Consider the following 17,109-nt stretch of genomic DNA (forward strand, 5'->3'; position numbering starts at 1 on the left):
TGGATAGTCTAGAGCAATTCCGGCTCTCGTTGCAGGCTGATGCCGAAGCGGTGGCGTACCGTAGTGGCGACATGATCTGCCAGATCAAGAATGTCGCTGCAGGTTGCGCCGCCATGGTTGACCAATACCAGGGCATGTTGCTCCGACACGCCTGCACGGCCCCGTCGATAGCCCTTCAATCCGGCCTGTTCGATCAGCCAGCCTGCGGACAGTTTCCAGCCGTCGGCCTGGCTGAAGGCAGGGGCGCCCGGGTTGGCAAGCATAAAGGCACGCCCCTCCGGGTCTGACACCACGGGATTGTGGAAGAAGGACCCGGCATTGCCGCACCGACGCCAGTCGGGGAGCTTTCTGGCCCGCAGCCGAAGGACTTCCGCCATGATCTGTCCCGGATCATCGGGATCGCCTATAGCAGACAGGTTGCCATAGGAAAGGTTCGGCGCGCCGGCCCTGCTGACCTTGAGCCGGACCCGGGTCACGACATAGCGCCCTTTCTCTTGCTTGAAGAGGCTCTGCCGATAGGCAAAACGGCAGGCGGGAGCCGCCAGTTCGACAAAAGCGCGGGTCGACCGGTCGAAAGCACGCAGCGACACGAACTGATCGCTGAGCTCGACCCCGTAAGCGCCGATATTCTGGACCACGGCGGCGCCGACAGTGCCGGGAATGCCGGCCAGATTTTCCAGGCCCCAGAGACCCTGCCCTACCGTATGGGCGACCAGACGGTGCCAGCTTTCACCGGCGTGCCCTCGATAAGGGTGGCGCCAGTATCATCCTCGCTTTGCGCCAAACCGCGAGTCGCCATCATAGCCGTGATGCCCGCATAGTTCTCGCTCAGAATGACATTGCTGCCACCGCCCAGCAGCCGGACAGACAGCCCTGCCCGCTCCGCAATGGTGAACAGTGACGGGAGTTCGGCCTCATCGCGTACAGTGAGCGCATAGGCCGATCGAGCGTTCAGCCCAAAGGTATTGTGTCGCGTCAGGTCAAAATCCCGCGACAGGTACTGGTGCATGGCGTCCAACATTGAGCGATCCCATCGGCCGGACGGTCCGGCTCGAAGCGGAAAATGCGGCGCAGTAGATGTTAGCGGGCTTCCGCCAAAATGCGTAGCGCAGTCTTACGAAATACAACGTCGGCAGCATGGATCTGGTCCGATATTGCATCCCGTCGGCGGTCAAGACTCCGACGATATAGGGTCGTTGTCAGTTGCTCCCCGTGTTTAATGTCTCCCATTAATGCTCGGACGAGAAAAGCGTCCGGTCTGCCACCGGCCCCCATTATTGCCGTTGCCCGCGCCCTGATGAATGGCAGAAAGGGGGCCGAAAGCGGGATGTCCGCTTTCGGTGCTTGAGCATTGGATGCAGACTGTTTCTTTCAGCGCTGCAACAAACATTTGTGAGCCGCCTTGCCGCCGATACCACTGGCTTGATCAGTCGCGATCATCGTCGCCGCCGCGGTGACCATGGTTGTCATCGTCATCGTCTTCGTCCTCGCCATATTGTGTCGGCGCCATCATGTTGGCGGCGGCAAGATCGGCCTCGGTGCACAGCACCGTGCCCGTCACGCGACCGCCCGGTAGCATGAACGTGCCCTCGGTCTGGCTGCCGATACCGGCCGTCTGGCAGTGGCTGTAGATGAGATCAGGCGTGAGCTGCGCCCGGATATCGCCTGCCATGGCAGGCAGGGCTGTGCACAGGCTGCACAGGGCGACGGCAATTCGGATGCTTGATGTGTTCATTTCAGTTCTCCTTGGTGGTGTTGGATGGTGTGATCGGGTCTGAAGCCGCAATGGGGACCCGGTCGATGAACAGGGCCTCCATGCCGTGCCGGCTGGCGAGTTCGGCGCCGGTTCTCGGGCCAAGCACCAGCAGGGCGGTTGCCCAAGCGTCCGCTGCCATGCAGGTCTCGGCCATGACGGTGACAGCCGCCGGGCCATCCGCCAGCGGCGCGCAACGGCGCGGGTCCATGGTATGGCCGTAGCGGATGCCGTCGCGCTCGACGAAGTGCCGGTAGTTGCCGGACGTGGCCACGGCGCCCTCGCTCAGCTCGAGCACGCCTTCCACCGCGCGATGCCCGGTTTCAGGTTTTTCGACGGCCACGCGCCAGGGCGAGCCGTCAGGCTTGCCACCCGCAGCACGCAATTCGCCATCGATCGAGACGAGAAAGTGAGCAATGCCGTGCGCTCGCAACGCGCGGGCCAGTTCGTCGACGCCAAAGCCCTTGGCAATGCCGGAAAGGTCGAGCGTCACCGCGGCGAACTTGCGGACCCGCTGTTGAGCGTGGTCGAGTTCGAGGCAGAGATGGGCCGGGAACCGTGCAGCTATATCCGCAGCGGCCAGAGGCGTCTGGTCGCTGCCGGCGGCCTGGCTGCCAAAGCCCCAGGCGGCCACCAGGTCGCCCACGCCGATATCGAAGGCGCCATCGGACTGAAGGCCGATCTCCAGCGCTGCCGCCAGCACCGTAAAGAGCTCCCTGGGCACCTTGCACCAGATTCCGGTCGGGGCGCGGTTGAGCTGCATCAGCGCCGAATCCGGTTTCCAGGTCGACATCTGGGCATCGACCGCATCGACTGCCGCCTGCAGATCGCGGCTCAGTCCGGATCGGTCATCGACCCCGCACGCGTAGAATACGGCCGAGTAGCGCGTCCCCATGGTGGCGCCGCTGACCACCTGCCGCGTAAGCGCCAAGGTCATCAAGCCGGGCTGCGACCGTTCGCTGCGTTCAATAGGCATCTTCAAGGTACAGTCCCTTCTGCTTGAGGCCATCCACGCTGAGGCCCAGCGGCGCCAGGCAGGTCTCGATCGCCGCGCGCACGCCATTGGCCATGTCACGCCCGCCGCAGACCATGATCTGCGCGCCCTGGCTGACCAGGCGGCGCACGGAATCGGCCTCGTCCATCACCAGATCCTGCACATAGCCGCCGCCCATGACGCGGGAGAAGCGGGTGTTGAGCGAGGTCAGGCGACCCTCGTCCAGCGCGGTCTGCAGGTCGTCGCGATAGAGAAAATCCGATGCCGGATCGCGGCCGCCAAAGAACAGATGCACGGGACGGCGATGGCGGTTGTGGCGGACAAAGCCGGCCAGCGGCGCCACCCCGGCGCCCGCGCCGATCAGGATCAGCGGCCGGCGCCCGGCCCTTGGCCGGAAGTCCGGATTGGGGCGGATGAAGCTGTCGATCGTCTCGCCCGGCACGAGCGAATGCAGGAATGCCGAGCACAGCCCGCCCGACTGCTTGCGCACGCAGATTTCCAGCATGCCGTCCCGTGAGGCCGAAGCCAGCGAATAGTAGCGCGGGGCGTCGGCGCCGGGCGGGACGATACCGACCAGGTCACCAGCCTCGAAACGCGGCAGCCGGGGGCCGAACCAGCCGCCATGCGACGGCGTCGCCGCAAATTTGAGCACGGCGACCGGCGCCTGCACCTCCATGCCGTAAAGCACGCGCTCCACCAGCACGAGTTTGCTGGTGGCTGGACGCGCCGCGACGTGGTTCAGCACCAGGGGCAGGCCCAGCTGCGCGCCGAGGCTCTTGCCCCAGGCCGCGAAGTGCCCGGCCGACTGCCGGTCGACACTGCCCAGGGGCAGCATGCGAGGCAGGCCCTTGGCCGCTAGCGCCGCGTCGACCCGGGCCGCAAAGCCGCAGAACTGGGCAAAGCTCTGGTCGCCAAAGCCGAGCACGGCAAAGCCGGGCGCCGAAGCGAAGCGCTCGAGCTTGGCGAGGAACTGGCGGGCCGAGGCCGGCGCCGTGCCGTCACCATAGCTGGCGGCCAGCACCAGCAGCCGGGATGCATGGGGATAGCTGCGCCTCAGCTCGTTCATGGCAGCGACATGCACGCGCTGGCCCTCTAGCCGCAGGGCGTCCCGCAGCGTGGCGGCAAAGCCCCAGCTGCTGCCGCCTTCGCTGCCCACCAGGATGACGGTATCGGCGTCGCGCCAGGAGACATTGCCGGCAATGCGCGGCGTGTTGCGGCGACGCGTCCACCAGATGATGGTGCCGGTCACCGCCAGCAGCGGGACACTGAGCGCGCCCAGCCCCACCAGCAGCGCAATCATGGGCGCGCCTTGCCCGGTATGCAGCAGGTAGATGAATTCATAGGCCCGCTGCCAGGCATCATTGGGGGTGAAGGACAGCATGGCGCCTGTGCCCTGGTCCACAAAGCCCTGGCCGGCCTTTGTGGTGACGGTGAAGACGTCCGTGGCATCGCCCATTGCCGGGAAGGTCAGTTCGCGCAGATCGGTCAGGGGAATGGCGGCAAGCGCCTCAAGCGAGGCAATGGGCGCCACGCTGTCGCCGGCGCTGGCCGGCGAAAATGCGAACATCGCGCCGGCGTTTTCCGGCACCAGCGCGAAATTGACCGCCGACATATAGACCCCGGTCAGCGACGTCAGCAGCAGCACGGCAACGCCGATACGGGCCAGATCGGTATGCAGCCGCTGCGAGCCGGTGCCGCGCGATGGGGTCAGCAGCTTGCGCCAGCCGCCCATCTTGCCGACCAGCAGCAGCATGCCGCTGATGGCCAGCGCCAGGATGACCAGCGCCGCGACCCCGGCCGCGCCGTGCCCGACATTGCCCAGCATGAAGGAGCGATGCAGGTCGGTGATGAAGCTGAAAAGGGCCGAGGGCGCATAGGCGCCGGCTGCCGCGCCGGTCTGGGGATCAACAAGCACAGCGCCGCGCACCCCGTTCTCGGCCGTATAGGCAACAAGCTGCCCCGACGCCGATCGCACCAGCCGCTCCACACCCGGCAGATCCGCGGCCACGCGGTCAGCCAGCGCCGCCACGGTAACGCTGCTGTCCGCCGCCATCGTCGTCGCGGCATCAGCGAGCGGCTGCAGCGACAGCACGAAGCCGGTTGTCGCCATGAAGATGATCAGCAGGCCGCCAAACAGGCCGGCCAGGGAGTGAAAGCTGCGCATGGACCTGCTCGCTAGAGACCGAGGGAGATAGTGTTGACATAGCCCGTGCCGCTCACCGTGACGGGCGTGGACGTGAGGTCGATCACGGCGTCGTCGGCATATTGGCCGCCATTCTCGACGGCGCTGTCGACGCGGATCTGATAGCCGGCATCGAGCAGGGTATCGGCCAGATTGGCATGCACGGTCAGCGTCTCGCCGCTGCCGACGCTGGCGCCGGTAATACCATCGAGATTGAGCGATCCGCCGCTCGATACCGCCCGGGCCCAGCCGCGCAGGTCGCCGTAATATTTGCTCTTCTGACCAGAAACCCAGAGTGTGGAATTATAGCTGCCGTCCGGATTGGTGAGATAGACCGCCAGATAGGCCGCGTGACCGGCATATTGCACGAGGCTCGTCTGGATGCTGACATCCCGGGCCATGGCCACGCTGGGGGCGCTGAGCGCTGTAGCCAGCATCAATAAGGCGGCGAGTTTCTTCATGGTCGAGGCTCCTGATCGCGATGTCGTTGCGCAGCTTTGACCATGGCAAGCTGACAGCAGACTGAAGCAGCAAAGGTTTCTTGTTCAGCCTGGTGTAAGCTTGGCGCGGTAGTCGGTCCTCGGGGAGCCCAGACATGCGTGTGCTGTTGATCGAAGACGACCATGTGCTGGGCGCCGCCATCCGCGACCATGTGCTCGCCGCCGGCCACGCGGTTGACTGGATGCAACGCCTCGACGATGCCCGCCTGGCTTTGGCCAGCGTGCCCTATGAGCTGGTGCTGCTCGATCTCAACCTGCCCGACGGCCGCGGACTCGATCTGCTCAAGCAGTTGCGTGCCGCCGGCAATGCCGTTCCCGTCATCATCACCACGGCGCAGGACCAGGTCGCCATCCGCATCGAGGGCCTCAATTCCGGCGCCGACGACTATCTCGTCAAGCCGTTCGACCTCGCCGAAATGGGCGCCCGTATCGCCGCCGTGGCCCGTCGCTATGGCGGCAATCCGACCCCCGAAATCACCACGGCAGGCGTGACCGTGGATCTAGGCCGGCGCATTGCCAGCGTTGATGGCGCCCATGCCAGCCTCACCGCCCGCGAATGGGCCGTGCTCGAACGCCTGCTGGCGCGCCGCGGCGGCATCGTTACCAAGTCCGAGATCGAGGATTCGCTCTATGCCTTCGGCGCCGAGGTGGAGAGTAATGCGGTCGAAGTCTATGTCAGCCGGCTGCGCAAGAAGCTCGGGCGGGAATTCGTCCAGACCATTCGTGGCCTCGGTTACCAGGTGAAGGCATGAAGCGGCGCCCCTCCATTGCCCTGCGCCTGGCGCTTGGCCTGACCACCGGCATGGCCCTGCTGTGGATCGGCGCCGCGGCCATTTCGGTCAGCGTCATGCAGCATGAGCTCAACGAAGCCTATGACGACAGTCTGGAGCAGAGCGCCCAGCGCCTGCTGCCGCTGGCTGTGCACGACCTGCGCGAGCGGGGCGATGGCGGGCGGCTGATCGTCGGCGCCGATGCTGAGGGGGGCGATGACGACGACGGGCCCGCCCGGCCGGTGCCGCACGATTCAAGCTTCACCTACGTCGTGTTCGACAGCCTGGGCGATATCGTTCTGCGCGATCAGCACGCGGCCGACGTGGCCCTGCCGTCAGACTTGCCTGACGGCTTCGCCGACATGGATGGGCAGCGGATTTTTGGCCTGACCGATCGCACCGGCTTTTCCATCCTCATCGTGGAAACCAGCGACCGGCGCCTGAACGGGCTGATGGACGCCATCTCGGCTCTCGGCTTCCCGCTGCTCGCTTTGCTGCCGCTGATGGCCGGTGGTGTCTGGCTGGCCATGCGCCTGGCGCTCCGGCCGCTGGAGGCTCTGCGCCGCGATATTGCCAAGCGCGACAGCAAGAATCTGGAGCCCCTGCTGTCGGATGGTCATCCCGCCGAGCTGGCGCCGATCGCCGAGGCCGTCGGTGCCCTGATGTCGCGGCTCAAGTCGGCTCTCGATGCCGAGCGCTCCTTTGCAGCGCGCAGCGCCCATGAATTGCGCACGCCGATTGCCGGCGCGCTGGCGCAGACCCAGCAACTGGCTGCCGAACTCGGCAACGGCCCGGGCGCGGCGCGGCTGGCCGATATCGAGGCCGCGCTGAAAAAGCTCGCCAAGCTGTCGGAAAAACTGCTGCAGCTCGCCCGCGTCGAGGCGGGCTTTGCCCGGTCCGACCGGGAGGCGGACCTGTTGCCGGTGCTCAACATGGTGGTGCATGATTTCAACGCCAGCACGCTCTGGCACGACCGCGTGCATGTCGACGCCGCCGCCGGCAGCCTGGTTGCGGCCATCGATCCCGATGCCTTTGCCATCGCCTTGCGCAATCTGGTCGAAAACGCCCTCAAGCATGGCGCGGCGGGCCAGCCAGTCCAAGTCATTGTTGCCGACCCCGGCGCGGTGCGGGTCATCAATCAGGGTAGCCTGGTCGGAGCGGCCGATCTGGCACGCCTGGGTCAGCCTTTCGCCCGTGGCGACACGGCGGCCGATGGCAGCGGCCTTGGCCTTTCAATTGCCCGCACCATTCTTGAACAGGCCGGCGGCAGCCTCGCCCTGCATTCCCCGCCCTCCGGCACCGTGGATGGCTTTGAGGCCGTAATGGTGCTGCCCAAAGGCGATAGTCAACAGATCAACCATGGCGCCTTCCAACCAGGCGCCGCTCCCAAGGTAAAAGCATGACCCTGTCCTACAAGTCTGCCCATGAAGAAGTCCATTTCATCAACCGCGCCGGCTGGTTGCGGGCCGCCGTGCTGGGGGCCAATGATGGCATCGTCTCGGTGTCCTCGCTGATCGTCGGCGTCGCAGCGGCCGATCCCAGCCCCGGTGCAGTGTTGATCGCCGGCGTGGCCGGGCTGGCCGCCGGGGCGATGTCCATGGCGGCGGGCGAATATGTCTCGGTCAGTTCGCAATCCGATATCGAGAGCGCCGACATTTCCCGCGAAAAACAGGCGCTGATCGACACGCCGGCCGAGGAAGAGGCTGAACTCGCCTCGATCTATGCGTCGCGCGGCCTGTCGCCGGCCACCGCGGCGCTGGTCGCCCGGGAAATGACCGAAAGCGACGCCCTGGGCGCCCATGTCCGGGACGAACTGGGCCTGTCGGAAGTCCACAGCGCCAACCCGCTGCAGGCGGCATTGGCCTCGGGGCTGACCTTTACCATCGCTGCGGCGCTGCCAGTAATCGCGGCCGTACTGGCGCCGACGGGCACGACCATTCCTGTTGTGGTCGTCACCACCCTGATCTGCCTAGCGGGCCTGGGCGCGCTGGGTGCCCAGGCCGGTGGTGCCCCACTGTTGCGCCCCACCGCACGCGTTCTGTTCTGGGGGGCGGCCGCCATGGCGGTTACCGCACTGATCGGCCGTCTGTTCGGCGTCAGCGTCTAGCTGGGGCTTGGCGCGAAAGAGGCAACCCAAGCCGATGCGCATGCGCAGCAATTTCGTCACTGGATTTCTTCCAAGTCCGCTTCTCTAGGCAAAAAGCATTCGCCACCGTCCGCTATTGGACGTCCCACGAAGCAAGCTGAGCGACCGATTTGGGGCGCGGTTCTGATCGGCCGCTGTCGGCCCATGAGCTCAAAGCTGTGTCGCGTGGTCGTGGCGGTCTCGAGGTCTAGCGACCTCGATATCTCCCGAGCATCTGCACAAATTCTGCAAGCGGGGCGGTCAGTTTCGGCGGCATGCGCAGATCTGATCGTCCATCGTTGAAATCCGCCTCGCAGCTTCCCAGCAGCATTGTCAACAATGGCTGGTGGTTGGTGGCCGACCTCCCGATCCCATGCAAGCCGGAGCGACGGCGATCAGGCTGCGCCTTTCTCGTCATCGATGGAGGCAAGCCCAGTGCAAAGCACGACAATACAAGTCCAGAAGAAGTCCGGCATTATGCTCTGGGCCACCACAGCGACCATCCTGCTGGTGATCCTGACTGACCTCCTGGTGTTTGACGCGGCTTCCGGCATCAATCTCTTCCTGACAGCCATCGCGATTGCCTTGGCCATAACGTCCGTCGCATGGCGCCGCCGTCGTTATCTTCAGGGCACCACCGGTTTCATCACGGCACTCACCCTATCCTTGCCGCTCATCGAGTCTGCCACGCTGCTCAGCCTCCTGCTGGCAGCTCTCGGTCTCGGTCTTTCTGCACTTATGGCTGTGCGACTGATGCCAGCTCGCCTTGAGCATATTCCCCGCAGTTTGCTGCGATTATTACTGCCGGCGCCAACCCGACTGGTGCGCGACGCGGTTGGAATGCGCCCGCCGATGCAGCAACAGGCTGCGCGGAAAGCCTTGCTCTGGCTGGTCGCCTGGATCGTGCCGCTTGGACTGGGTGCGGTTTTTGCCTATCTCTTCGCAGCCGCCAATCCGCTGATCGAGGCGGTGCTGTCGACGGTACGGATGCAAGCCGTGCTCGACCTTTTCGACCCCATCCGCTTTCTGTTCTGGCTAATTGTGGCCACAGGCATATGGGCTTTGCTACGCCCCAGGTTGCTGCGCCAACGCCGTCGCAAAGTGGCAGTACAGGACGCGGCGCTAAAGGACTCCGCCTGGCTCGGCAGCGCGGCCATTTTTCGCTCTCTGGTCGTATTCAATGCCTTGTTTGCGATTCAGACCTTTCTGGATCTTGCCTATCTCTGGGGCGGCGTGGCTTTGCCCGACGGTATGAGTCATGCCGAATATGCCCATCGCGGCGCCTATCCCCTCATCGTTACGGCTTTATTGGCCGCCGCTTTCGTGCTGGCTGCCATGCGCGAGCGCAGCCCTGTGCGCGACAAGAGGATCATCAGGGCGCTGGTCTATCTGTTCATCGCCCAGAATGTGCTGCTCTGTCTCTCAGCCATGCTGCGGCTCGAACTCTATGTCGAAGTCTATTCACTGACCGAATTGCGGCTGGCAGCGGGTATCTGGATGGGACTTGTCGCCATCGGACTGGTGCTGATCCTGTTGCGCATCTGGTTGCGTCGCTCCAATGCTTGGCTGGTCGCCTCCAATCTTGTTGCGCTGACGATCGTGCTCTATGCCTCAGCTATGTTGGATCTGGGCTTCTATATCGCCCGTTTCAATGTCGAGCATAGCCGGGAGCTGATCGGCCAGGATCTGTCGATCGATCTCGACTATCTCCGCCTGCTCGGGCCCAGCGCTGTTCCAGCGCTCGACCGGCTGATCCCGCGGCTGAATCAGGGCAGCCCGTCATGGGCCGATGCCGTGGCAATCCGGTCTGAACTGGTCGGGGAGTTGCTGGACCGCCCCGGCGATTGGCGTGGCTGGTCCTGGCGGGCACAGCGTCTCAAGGACTACCTCGTCATGCATGCTGTTGCTTCAGCGCTGCCAAAGCGACAAAACGGCATGGTAGTTGTTAGGTGAGTATCATGAGCAGCCGCATTCTCGTCGTTGACGACGAACCCCATATCCGCGACGTCATCACCTTTGCCCTCGAACGGGCCGGCATGGTCGTGACCTCGGCGCGCGATGGCGCCGAGGCCCTGATCGCTTGGCGCCGCCATGCGCCAGATCTCATCGTGCTCGACATCGGCATGCCAGAACGCGATGGGCTCGATGTCTGCCGCACCATCCGCAAGACATCGGAAGTGCCGATCCTGTTTCTTTCCGCCCGCGACGAGGAAGTTGATCGCATTATCGGTCTCGAAATCGGTGGCGACGATTACGTCAGCAAGCCCTTCAGCCCGCGCGAACTGGTGGCGCGCGTCAAGGCCATCCTGAAGCGAGCGGGCACCTTTGTGCCTGCGCCGTCAGACCTGCTGGCCAGGGGGCCGCTGCGGCTCGACCGCCATGCCCACAGCGTGACATGGGACGCGTCACCTGTCTCGCTGACGGCGCTGGAGTTTGCGGTGCTGTCCACTTTGCTGGCACGGCCCGATATGGTCTTTTCGCGTGAACAGCTGATTGTCTCGGCCTATGGCGGGGGCATACATGTGTCAGACCGCACGATCGACAGCCATGTCCGCAATATCCGTGCCAAATTCCTCGCCGCTGGCTGCTCCAATGTCATCGCCACTCTTCATGGCGTCGGTTTCCGGCTTGGCGCAATCGAGGCGATCGCGTGATGCCGGCACCACAGGTGCCTGTCAAATGGCGCCCGTCCATGGCGCTGGTTGTTTATGGCGTCCTGCTGGCCGTGCTCGGCCTGCCATCGGGCCTTATCGTTCTCGTGCGGCTATTAGGCGGACGTGGCCTTTCTACACTTGAGATCGGCGTCCTCATCGCCTCACTCATCGCCACGCTCGTGACTGCCTATGTCCTCACCCGGGCAGTCACGAGGCCAATCGAGGCTCTGGTGACCCGCACGCATCAGATTGCCCAAGGCGGGCGCAATGCCATTCGCCCGCCTGATGCCTATGGCACTGCCGAGTTGGCCTCCCTTTCGCAGGCCTTTCTGGACCTTGCATCGCGCCTGATGCACCGAACCGAATACATGCGCTCCTTCGCAGCCCATGTATCGCACGAGCTCAAGTCACCGCTGACGGCGATCCGTGGCTCGTCCGAGCTGATACGCGACGAAGGCGACAGCATGACGCCGGCTGAGCGCCAGAAATTCCTCGACACAATCATCACCGAGACCGATCGCCTGACGCGCCTTGTGGCTCGGCTGCGCGAACTGGCTCAGGCCGAAATGCCAATTGGCACTGGCACGACCACGCTCGCGACCGTCTTGCCGGAGTTGCGCGCGCAATCCGCTAATCTCAACCTCATCGTGCTCGGCGGCGACATCATCATACGACTGCCGACGGAGACACTCGGCATTGTCCTTGCCCATCTGGCCGATAATTCGGCACAGCATGGCGCGACGCGGATCACTTTTGCCGCGACCAGAAGCGGCGAAAGCGCCACCGTTACGGTCAGCGACAATGGCGAGGGCATTTCCGAAGGCAATCGCGATCGTATCTTTCAGCCTTTTTTCACGACGCGGCGCGATAGCGGCGGCACCGGTATGGGGCTCGACATCGTGCGCGCCCTGCTGCGGGCGCACAACGCCGATATAGCACTGAATCCATCCACTATGGGAGCCGAGTTCCAAATCGTGCCTGCCACTCCGAACGGCGGCTTTTAGGAACTCACCGAAGCTGCCTGACCGTCTGAAATGGGGCGCTTCGCCGACGACGCCTCCGTGACCGCCGGCGAAGACGCATCAATCGGATTTCTGTCCCCCTGCGACAACGAGAGGGCATCGTCGACGTCAACGCCCAGTTACGTGATCGTGCTTTCGATGTTGCTATGGCCAGGCAGAAGTTGGATCGCAATCGAAGATTGCCGGTTGCTTTGTGGACAAGGGAAGCCTTCGTGCGACGAAGTGAGTGGTTGCCGTATTCTTCTGGCGGCAGTCCAACGACCGCCACCCATTTATCGAACAGCCGTGCATAATGGCGGGAGCCCAGATGCGCGGCAGGATTGGCGCGGCTGGGAAAGCCAAGTCGTCGAGAGTGCCGCCTCGCCGTTCCAGCCATGCGAGCAGACTGCGTTTTGCGTCGGCAGTAATCTTGAACTGAACCGGTCGCCCATGCGCCATTGGACAGGGCCACGCTCCAAGGGGTGGCTGCCGGCCAGACGATTCACTCTGCCAAAAACTGCGGCATCAAGCGTTGCCTGTGGCGGCAAATCATGCGCAACTTCCCCCAAGTGCAGGGAGATTGATGCCTCCCCAGCCCATAAAAACAACTCAAGCATCAAACCTGGGAGTGACACCATGATCGTATCCAATGCATTTTCCAAACTTGTGCTGCTGACAGCGTCCGTCCTGGCGCTGTCCTGCGCCGCGCAGGCAGCCGACTATAACTGGACGTTCCAAACCTCCGAGACAGCCGGCGAACCCGGCTTCGTCAACAAGACCAAATGGGCCGAAAATGTCGGCGTGCTGTCCGGTGGCCGCATTGAAATCGAAATCCTGCCGATCGGCTCGGTCGTGCCCCATACCGACACGCTTGAGGCGGTCGGCAGCGGCATTTTGCAGGGCCATTTGACCGATCCGAGCTATTTTTCGGGCCGCGACCCGGCCTTTGCCATGATGGGCAACCTGGTTGGCGCCTGGAGCGATCCGTTCGAGCTGCTTGGCTTCATGCAGTCGGGCGGGGGCCATGAACTCTATGCCGAACTGGTCGAGCCCTATGGCGTGCACTTCATCGGCGCCGCAGCGACCGAGCCAGAAGCCTTCGTGGCCGGCGTGCCGATCCGCACCGTGGAAGATCTGAAGGGCGTCAAGCTGCGCGCCCCCGAAGGCATGGTCTTCGAGATTTTCTCCAAGGCTGGTGCGGCGCCTGTCGCGCTGCCGGGCTCGGAAATCTTCTCGGCCCTCGACAAGGGCGTGGTCGATGCCGCCGACAACACCGTCTTTGCCACCAACCAGGCGCTGGGCATGAACGATGTCGCGCCCTATCCGCTCTATCCCGGCTTCCACTCGCTGCCGCTGATCGACATTTCGATGAACAAGGAAATCTGGGACGGCCTGCCGGCCGATCTGCAAGCCATCCTGACCGCATCGGTCGATCAGTTCATCTTCGATCACGTCTATTCGGTGCGAATGCTCGACGCTGCCGCCGTGGCCGAAGCCCGTGCCAACCCGGAAATCGAGATCATCAACTGGTCGGGTGACGAGCGTGCCAAGTTCCGGCGCATCGCGCAGGAAGAATGGCTGAACTGGGCCGGCCGCAGCGCCATGACCCAGCGCTATTATGATGCCGTCACCGCCTATCTCGAAGGTCGCAACCTGCTCTAGGGCAGTCGCGAACCCCGTTCAAACGTGACCCGCGTCCGGCACTCAGGTGCCGGGCGTTCTATCGCGCACCAGGAGACGCCGGATGGCCGAAGATCCCGAAATAGTTGTCCAGCACGATGACGACGACGCCGAAATCCGCTCAGGTCTCGACAGGGTCGTCGCGGGGTCAACCAGGATCCTCGCCTGGGCCATTTTCGTGGCTTTCGCGGTTACTGTCTTCGAGGTCATTTCCCGCTATGTTTTCGACAGCCCCACCTTCTGGGCGCATGAGACGACAACCTTTCTGATCGCCGCCATCTTCCTCGTCGGCGGCCCCATCGCCCTGGCGCGCGACAAGCATATCCGTGTGCGCATGTTCTATGACAGCGTCTCGCCCAAGGGGCGGCGCTGGCTCGATATCGTCAACTCGGTCCTGGCCCTGATTTTTTTCGCGGGCCTGTCCTATGCCGCGTGGATCATGTCGTCAAAGGCGACCTTTACTCCGGCGGGCGAATTCCGCCTTGAAGGGACTGGCACCGCCTGGAACCCGCCGACGCCGGCCATGCTGAAGGTGCTGGTGCTGATCTGCGTTGGTGTCATGTTCGTCCAGACCCTGCTCCATCTCATCGCCGCCATCCGGCGCAAGCCGGCTACCAACTTCGATGCGACGGGAGAGCATTGACATGGGCCTGAGCACTCTGGGTATCGAACTCGGCTCCTATGTCTTGGTCGGCAGCATATTCCTGCTGCTGCTCACCGGCCTGCCGCTGGCCTGGGTCACCGGCCTGGTCGCGCTGGTCTTCACCTTCGGCTGGTTCGGCGGCGCCGCCCTGCCACTGGTGACCTCGCGCATTTTCGGCTTCATCACCGAATATTCGCTGGTGGCCATCCCCATGTTCATCCTCATGGCCGCCCTGCTGGATCGCTCCGGCATTGCGCGCGATCTTTTCCGCGGCATGCGCATTCTGGCCGGTCGCCTGCCCGGTGGCGTGGCGGTGCAGACGCTGATCGTGGCCATCCTGATGGCCGCCATGTCGGGCGTGATTGGCGGCGAGATCGTGCTGCTGGGCATTCTGGCGCTGCCGCAGATGCTGCGCCTGGGCTATGACCGTAACCTGTCCATCGGCGTCGTCGTCGCCGGCGGCTCGCTGGGCACCATGATGCCGCCCTCGATCGTGCTGATCATCTATGGTCTGGTCGCCAGCGTCTCCATTGCCGACCTCTTCGTCGCCGCCATCACCCCCGCCTTGCTGCTATTGGCCTTTTACGTGGCCTATGTGCTGTTCATCTGCCTGCGCAATCCGGCCATGGGGCCACCCATGTCGCGCGAGGAACTGTCCCAGGAATCCTTTGGCAGCGCTCTGCGGTCGGTCGCCGCGCCGCTCTTCATCGTCGTCGTGGTGCTCGGCTCGATCTATGGCGGCATCGCCTCGATCACCGAGGCGGCTGCCTTGGGCGTTTCGGCCGTCCTGCTGATTTCCCTGCTGCGGCGCGAACTCAACTTCAAGATGCTGCAGGCCAGCCTGGTCCACACGCTCGAAACCTGCGGCATGATCATCTGGATCGGTATCGCGGCGGCGGTGCTGGTCGGCGTCTACAACCTGATGGGTGGCAACCGCTTCGTCTCGAGCGCCATCCTGAGCATTGATGCGCCCCCCGTGGTCATCATCATGGTGATGATGCTGATCCTGCTGGTGCTCGGCATGTTCCTGGACTGGATTGGCATCGCTTTGCTGACCTTGCCGATTTTCGTGCCCATCGTCATCCAACTCGGCTACGATCCGATCTGGTTCGGCATCCTCTTCGCCGTCAATATGCAGGTCTCCTACCTCACGCCGCCCTTCGGCCCTGCCGCCTTCTACCTCAAGAGCGTGGCGCCCAAGGAGATCACCCTCAAGCACATCTACACGGCACTGCTGCCCTTCATCGCCCTGCAGCTGGTGGTGCTGGCCATCATCCTGTTCTTCCCGCCCATTGCGACATGGGCGGTGAACTAGATCTCCGCTTCAAGCAGGTTGTCTAGGCCCACAAGACGCAGTGCGACGCCGTACGCAGCGATGCCTGTCGTGGAAACGCGGGTGCTGCTGGGGATCGGTCTAGGATCATACGCGTTTGAATGGGCAGAACCAGGACGCCGCGTTGATCGAGGGCAGTCGGGCGAACTCGCATTCGCCGATAGCGGCCGACCCCGGATGGCAAAGAGGCATCGGGGACCGATCCGGCATGCTTTGGCTGTACCGCCACGATACAGCCAAAGTAATCTCCGCTTCGGCGCCGTTCCCGCAAAACCGACCGGCACCCCTCGACCCGGCGCGGATGTGTCAGACCGTTATCCCGAACAGCTTTTCGGCATTTCGGAACGCGATCTTTTCCTTGTCTTCCCGGGGCAGATTGACGGCGCGGAACCAGTCGGTTCCCTGCTTCATGTCTGCAAACGGGTAGTCGGTTGCAAACATCAGCCGATCCACGCTGATGTGCTGGAGCAGGAGGTGGAGAAGGTCATCCTGGAAAAATGCGCTGGTCGTAAACCAGAAATTGTCCTGGAAGTACTGCCCCAAGGGCTTCTTGAGTGAGTTTTCGGTCGCCCCGCCCAGGTCGTTCACGATGCGCTCGTAATAGAACGGAAGGCCCTCCCCCATATGGCCGACAATGATCTGCAGTTTGGGAAATCTATCGAAAACCCCATAGATGATCATTCGGACGCACTGAGTCAGCACTTCCTGGTGCCAGCCATATCCTGAACCACTGAAAATGTAGTCCTGGTACTCTTCCGTGTATTCAGGGCGTGTAGTTTTGTAATAAACGTCGAAGACCTCGGCGGTAGGATAGCCGGGATGGAGGTAGATCGGCACGTTGAGGGCCTCGGCACGCGCCAGGACGGGCTCAAAATCGGGATGATCGAGGAATTTCTTCCCGATATGCCCATTGGTCAGCAGGCCGACGAAACCGTCTTCCCGAACCGTACGTTCCAGTTCGTCCGCTGCGGCCTCCGGACTCTGTAGCGGCAAGGTCGCAAAGGCCTGGAACCGCTTTGGGTAAGCGGCCATGGGCCCGTCAACCAACGCCTTGTTGAGACGGTACGCAAAATCGATGCCCGCCTGACCTGGTACATTCTGCACCGCCGGCGTATGGGCGGAAAGGATCGCAAGGTTGAGCCCCGCCTGATCCATCAGATCGATGCGACCCTGGCCGAGATCGGCAAGGCCAATTTCCGTGAGGAAATCGATGTGATCCTGATTGATGGAGTTCAGCGCCATCAGATCAGGGGTGGAAAAGGTCTCTTCCACGCCAATGAAGGACAGGTCCTGGTCGCGCAGGGCGATGTCCGATATCTCCTGCGCGGCGGCGCGTGTGACGATGGCGGGCGCTGACAGTCCGGCGCCAACACCAAGTGCTGCTGCGCCGCTCAGAAAACTGCGGCGTCCCATCACCAGGCTCTTGAGGGGTTTTTCGATCGGTTTCATGGCCGTTCTGCTCCGATGCTGTGTT

16 protein-coding genes are annotated in these 17,109 nt (G+C 63.4%); 9 read left to right on the plus strand and 7 right to left on the minus strand.

The annotated features are described in order from the left end of the window. Window positions 1-8 precede the first annotated feature (8 nt). From murB to GDR53_RS04720, 6 genes are all read right to left on the minus strand, one after another. On the minus strand, window positions 9-716 hold the full coding sequence (murB, locus tag GDR53_RS04695) for a UDP-N-acetylmuramate dehydrogenase (RefSeq protein ID WP_193337971.1): 708 nt from the start codon (window positions 714-716) through the stop codon (window positions 9-11). Continuing rightward, complete coding sequence (locus GDR53_RS04700; protein WP_193336936.1) at window positions 698-1,021, minus strand: UDP-N-acetylmuramate dehydrogenase; 324 nt, start codon at window positions 1,019-1,021, stop codon at window positions 698-700. Before GDR53_RS04700 ends, murB begins: the two co-directional genes overlap by 19 nt. Before the next feature lie 405 nt (window positions 1,022-1,426). Beyond that, window positions 1,427-1,735 carry a hypothetical protein gene (locus tag GDR53_RS04705; protein WP_193336937.1) on the minus strand — a complete coding sequence of 103 codons (309 nt, stop codon included), beginning with the start codon at window positions 1,733-1,735 and terminating at the stop codon, window positions 1,427-1,429. A gap of 1 nt (window position 1,736) precedes the next feature. Next, a complete protein-coding gene (locus tag GDR53_RS04710) occupies window positions 1,737-2,690 on the minus strand; it encodes an FAD:protein FMN transferase (RefSeq protein WP_193336938.1) in 954 nt (317 codons plus the stop codon). A 28-nt stretch (window positions 2,691-2,718) separates the two neighbouring features. After that, a complete protein-coding gene (locus GDR53_RS04715) occupies window positions 2,719-4,911 on the minus strand; it encodes a PepSY domain-containing protein (protein WP_193336939.1) in 2,193 nt (730 codons plus the stop codon). Window positions 4,912-4,922: 11 nt separating this feature from the next. Then, window positions 4,923-5,390, minus strand: coding sequence for a DUF2271 domain-containing protein (locus GDR53_RS04720; protein ID WP_193336940.1), 468 nt, complete (start codon window positions 5,388-5,390; stop codon window positions 4,923-4,925). 134 nt (window positions 5,391-5,524) lie between these two features. On the opposite strand from GDR53_RS04720, the gene GDR53_RS04725 reads away from it, so the two are divergent. From GDR53_RS04725 to GDR53_RS04765, 9 genes are all read left to right on the plus strand, one after another. Then, the gene (locus GDR53_RS04725; protein ID WP_193336941.1) at window positions 5,525-6,181 is read left to right on the plus strand and encodes a response regulator transcription factor; all 657 of its coding nucleotides are present in this window, start codon (window positions 5,525-5,527) and stop codon (window positions 6,179-6,181) included. Next, window positions 6,178-7,602 (plus strand): sensor histidine kinase, encoded by a 1,425-nt coding sequence (locus GDR53_RS04730; protein ID WP_193336942.1) that lies wholly within the window; start codon window positions 6,178-6,180, stop codon window positions 7,600-7,602. The genes GDR53_RS04725 and GDR53_RS04730 overlap by 4 nt, the downstream gene beginning before the upstream one ends. After that, window positions 7,599-8,306: a VIT1/CCC1 transporter family protein gene (locus tag GDR53_RS04735; RefSeq protein ID WP_193336943.1), complete on the plus strand. Its 708-nt coding sequence runs from the start codon at window positions 7,599-7,601 to the stop codon at window positions 8,304-8,306. Before GDR53_RS04730 ends, GDR53_RS04735 begins: the two co-directional genes overlap by 4 nt. A 453-nt stretch (window positions 8,307-8,759) precedes the next feature. Further along, window positions 8,760-10,277, plus strand: coding sequence for a DUF4153 domain-containing protein (locus GDR53_RS04740; protein ID WP_232846731.1), 1,518 nt, complete (start codon window positions 8,760-8,762; stop codon window positions 10,275-10,277). Between the two features lie 5 nt (window positions 10,278-10,282). After that, a complete protein-coding gene (locus tag GDR53_RS04745; RefSeq protein ID WP_193336944.1) occupies window positions 10,283-10,978 on the plus strand; it encodes a response regulator transcription factor in 696 nt (231 codons plus the stop codon). A 38-nt stretch (window positions 10,979-11,016) separates the two neighbouring features. Then, the gene (locus GDR53_RS04750; RefSeq protein ID WP_332872409.1) at window positions 11,017-11,982 is read left to right on the plus strand and encodes a sensor histidine kinase; all 966 of its coding nucleotides are present in this window, start codon (window positions 11,017-11,019) and stop codon (window positions 11,980-11,982) included. A gap of 633 nt (window positions 11,983-12,615) precedes the next feature. After that, the gene (locus GDR53_RS04755; RefSeq protein ID WP_193336946.1) at window positions 12,616-13,641 is read left to right on the plus strand and encodes a TRAP transporter substrate-binding protein; all 1,026 of its coding nucleotides are present in this window, start codon (window positions 12,616-12,618) and stop codon (window positions 13,639-13,641) included. An 82-nt stretch (window positions 13,642-13,723) separates the two neighbouring features. Next, complete coding sequence (locus tag GDR53_RS04760; RefSeq protein WP_193336947.1) at window positions 13,724-14,302, plus strand: TRAP transporter small permease subunit; 579 nt, start codon at window positions 13,724-13,726, stop codon at window positions 14,300-14,302. Between the two features lies 1 nt (window position 14,303). After that, window positions 14,304-15,617: a TRAP transporter large permease gene (locus GDR53_RS04765; RefSeq protein WP_193336948.1), complete on the plus strand. Its 1,314-nt coding sequence runs from the start codon at window positions 14,304-14,306 to the stop codon at window positions 15,615-15,617. A gap of 324 nt (window positions 15,618-15,941) precedes the next feature. On the opposite strand, the gene GDR53_RS04770 is transcribed toward GDR53_RS04765, so the two are convergent. Further along, the gene (locus GDR53_RS04770) at window positions 15,942-17,084 is read right to left on the minus strand and encodes an amidohydrolase family protein (RefSeq protein ID WP_193336949.1); all 1,143 of its coding nucleotides are present in this window, start codon (window positions 17,082-17,084) and stop codon (window positions 15,942-15,944) included. Window positions 17,085-17,109 lie beyond the last annotated feature (25 nt).

Origin of the sequence: Devosia beringensis, assembly GCF_014926585.1 — a bacterium.
Classification (GTDB): Bacteria; Pseudomonadota; Alphaproteobacteria; order Rhizobiales; family Devosiaceae; genus Devosia; species Devosia beringensis.

Bases quoted from the DNA above. Each gene is read 5' to 3' on its own strand.
- GDR53_RS04735 (WP_193336943.1), top strand. From the start codon at position 7,599: ATGACCCTGTCCTACAAGTCTGCCCATGAAGAAGTCCATTTCATCAAC.
- GDR53_RS04765 (WP_193336948.1), top strand. From the start codon at position 14,304: ATGGGCCTGAGCACTCTGGGTATCGAACTCGGCTCCTATGTCTTGGTC.
- GDR53_RS04720 (WP_193336940.1), bottom strand. From the start codon at position 5,390: ATGAAGAAACTCGCCGCCTTATTGATGCTGGCTACAGCGCTCAGCGCC.
- GDR53_RS04705 (WP_193336937.1), bottom strand. From the start codon at position 1,735: ATGAACACATCAAGCATCCGAATTGCCGTCGCCCTGTGCAGCCTGTGC.
- GDR53_RS04770 (WP_193336949.1), bottom strand. From the start codon at position 17,084: ATGAAACCGATCGAAAAACCCCTCAAGAGCCTGGTGATGGGACGCCGC.
- GDR53_RS04715 (WP_193336939.1), bottom strand. From the start codon at position 4,911: ATGCGCAGCTTTCACTCCCTGGCCGGCCTGTTTGGCGGCCTGCTGATC.
- GDR53_RS04710 (WP_193336938.1), bottom strand. From the start codon at position 2,690: ATGACCTTGGCGCTTACGCGGCAGGTGGTCAGCGGCGCCACCATGGGG.
- GDR53_RS04725 (WP_193336941.1), top strand. From the start codon at position 5,525: ATGCGTGTGCTGTTGATCGAAGACGACCATGTGCTGGGCGCCGCCATC.
- GDR53_RS04730 (WP_193336942.1), top strand. From the start codon at position 6,178: ATGAAGCGGCGCCCCTCCATTGCCCTGCGCCTGGCGCTTGGCCTGACC.
- GDR53_RS04755 (WP_193336946.1), top strand. From the start codon at position 12,616: ATGATCGTATCCAATGCATTTTCCAAACTTGTGCTGCTGACAGCGTCC.
- GDR53_RS04745 (WP_193336944.1), top strand. From the start codon at position 10,283: ATGAGCAGCCGCATTCTCGTCGTTGACGACGAACCCCATATCCGCGAC.
- GDR53_RS04760 (WP_193336947.1), top strand. From the start codon at position 13,724: ATGGCCGAAGATCCCGAAATAGTTGTCCAGCACGATGACGACGACGCC.
- GDR53_RS04700 (WP_193336936.1), bottom strand. From the start codon at position 1,021: ATGTTGGACGCCATGCACCAGTACCTGTCGCGGGATTTTGACCTGACG.
- GDR53_RS04750 (WP_332872409.1), top strand. From the start codon at position 11,017: ATGGCGCTGGTTGTTTATGGCGTCCTGCTGGCCGTGCTCGGCCTGCCA.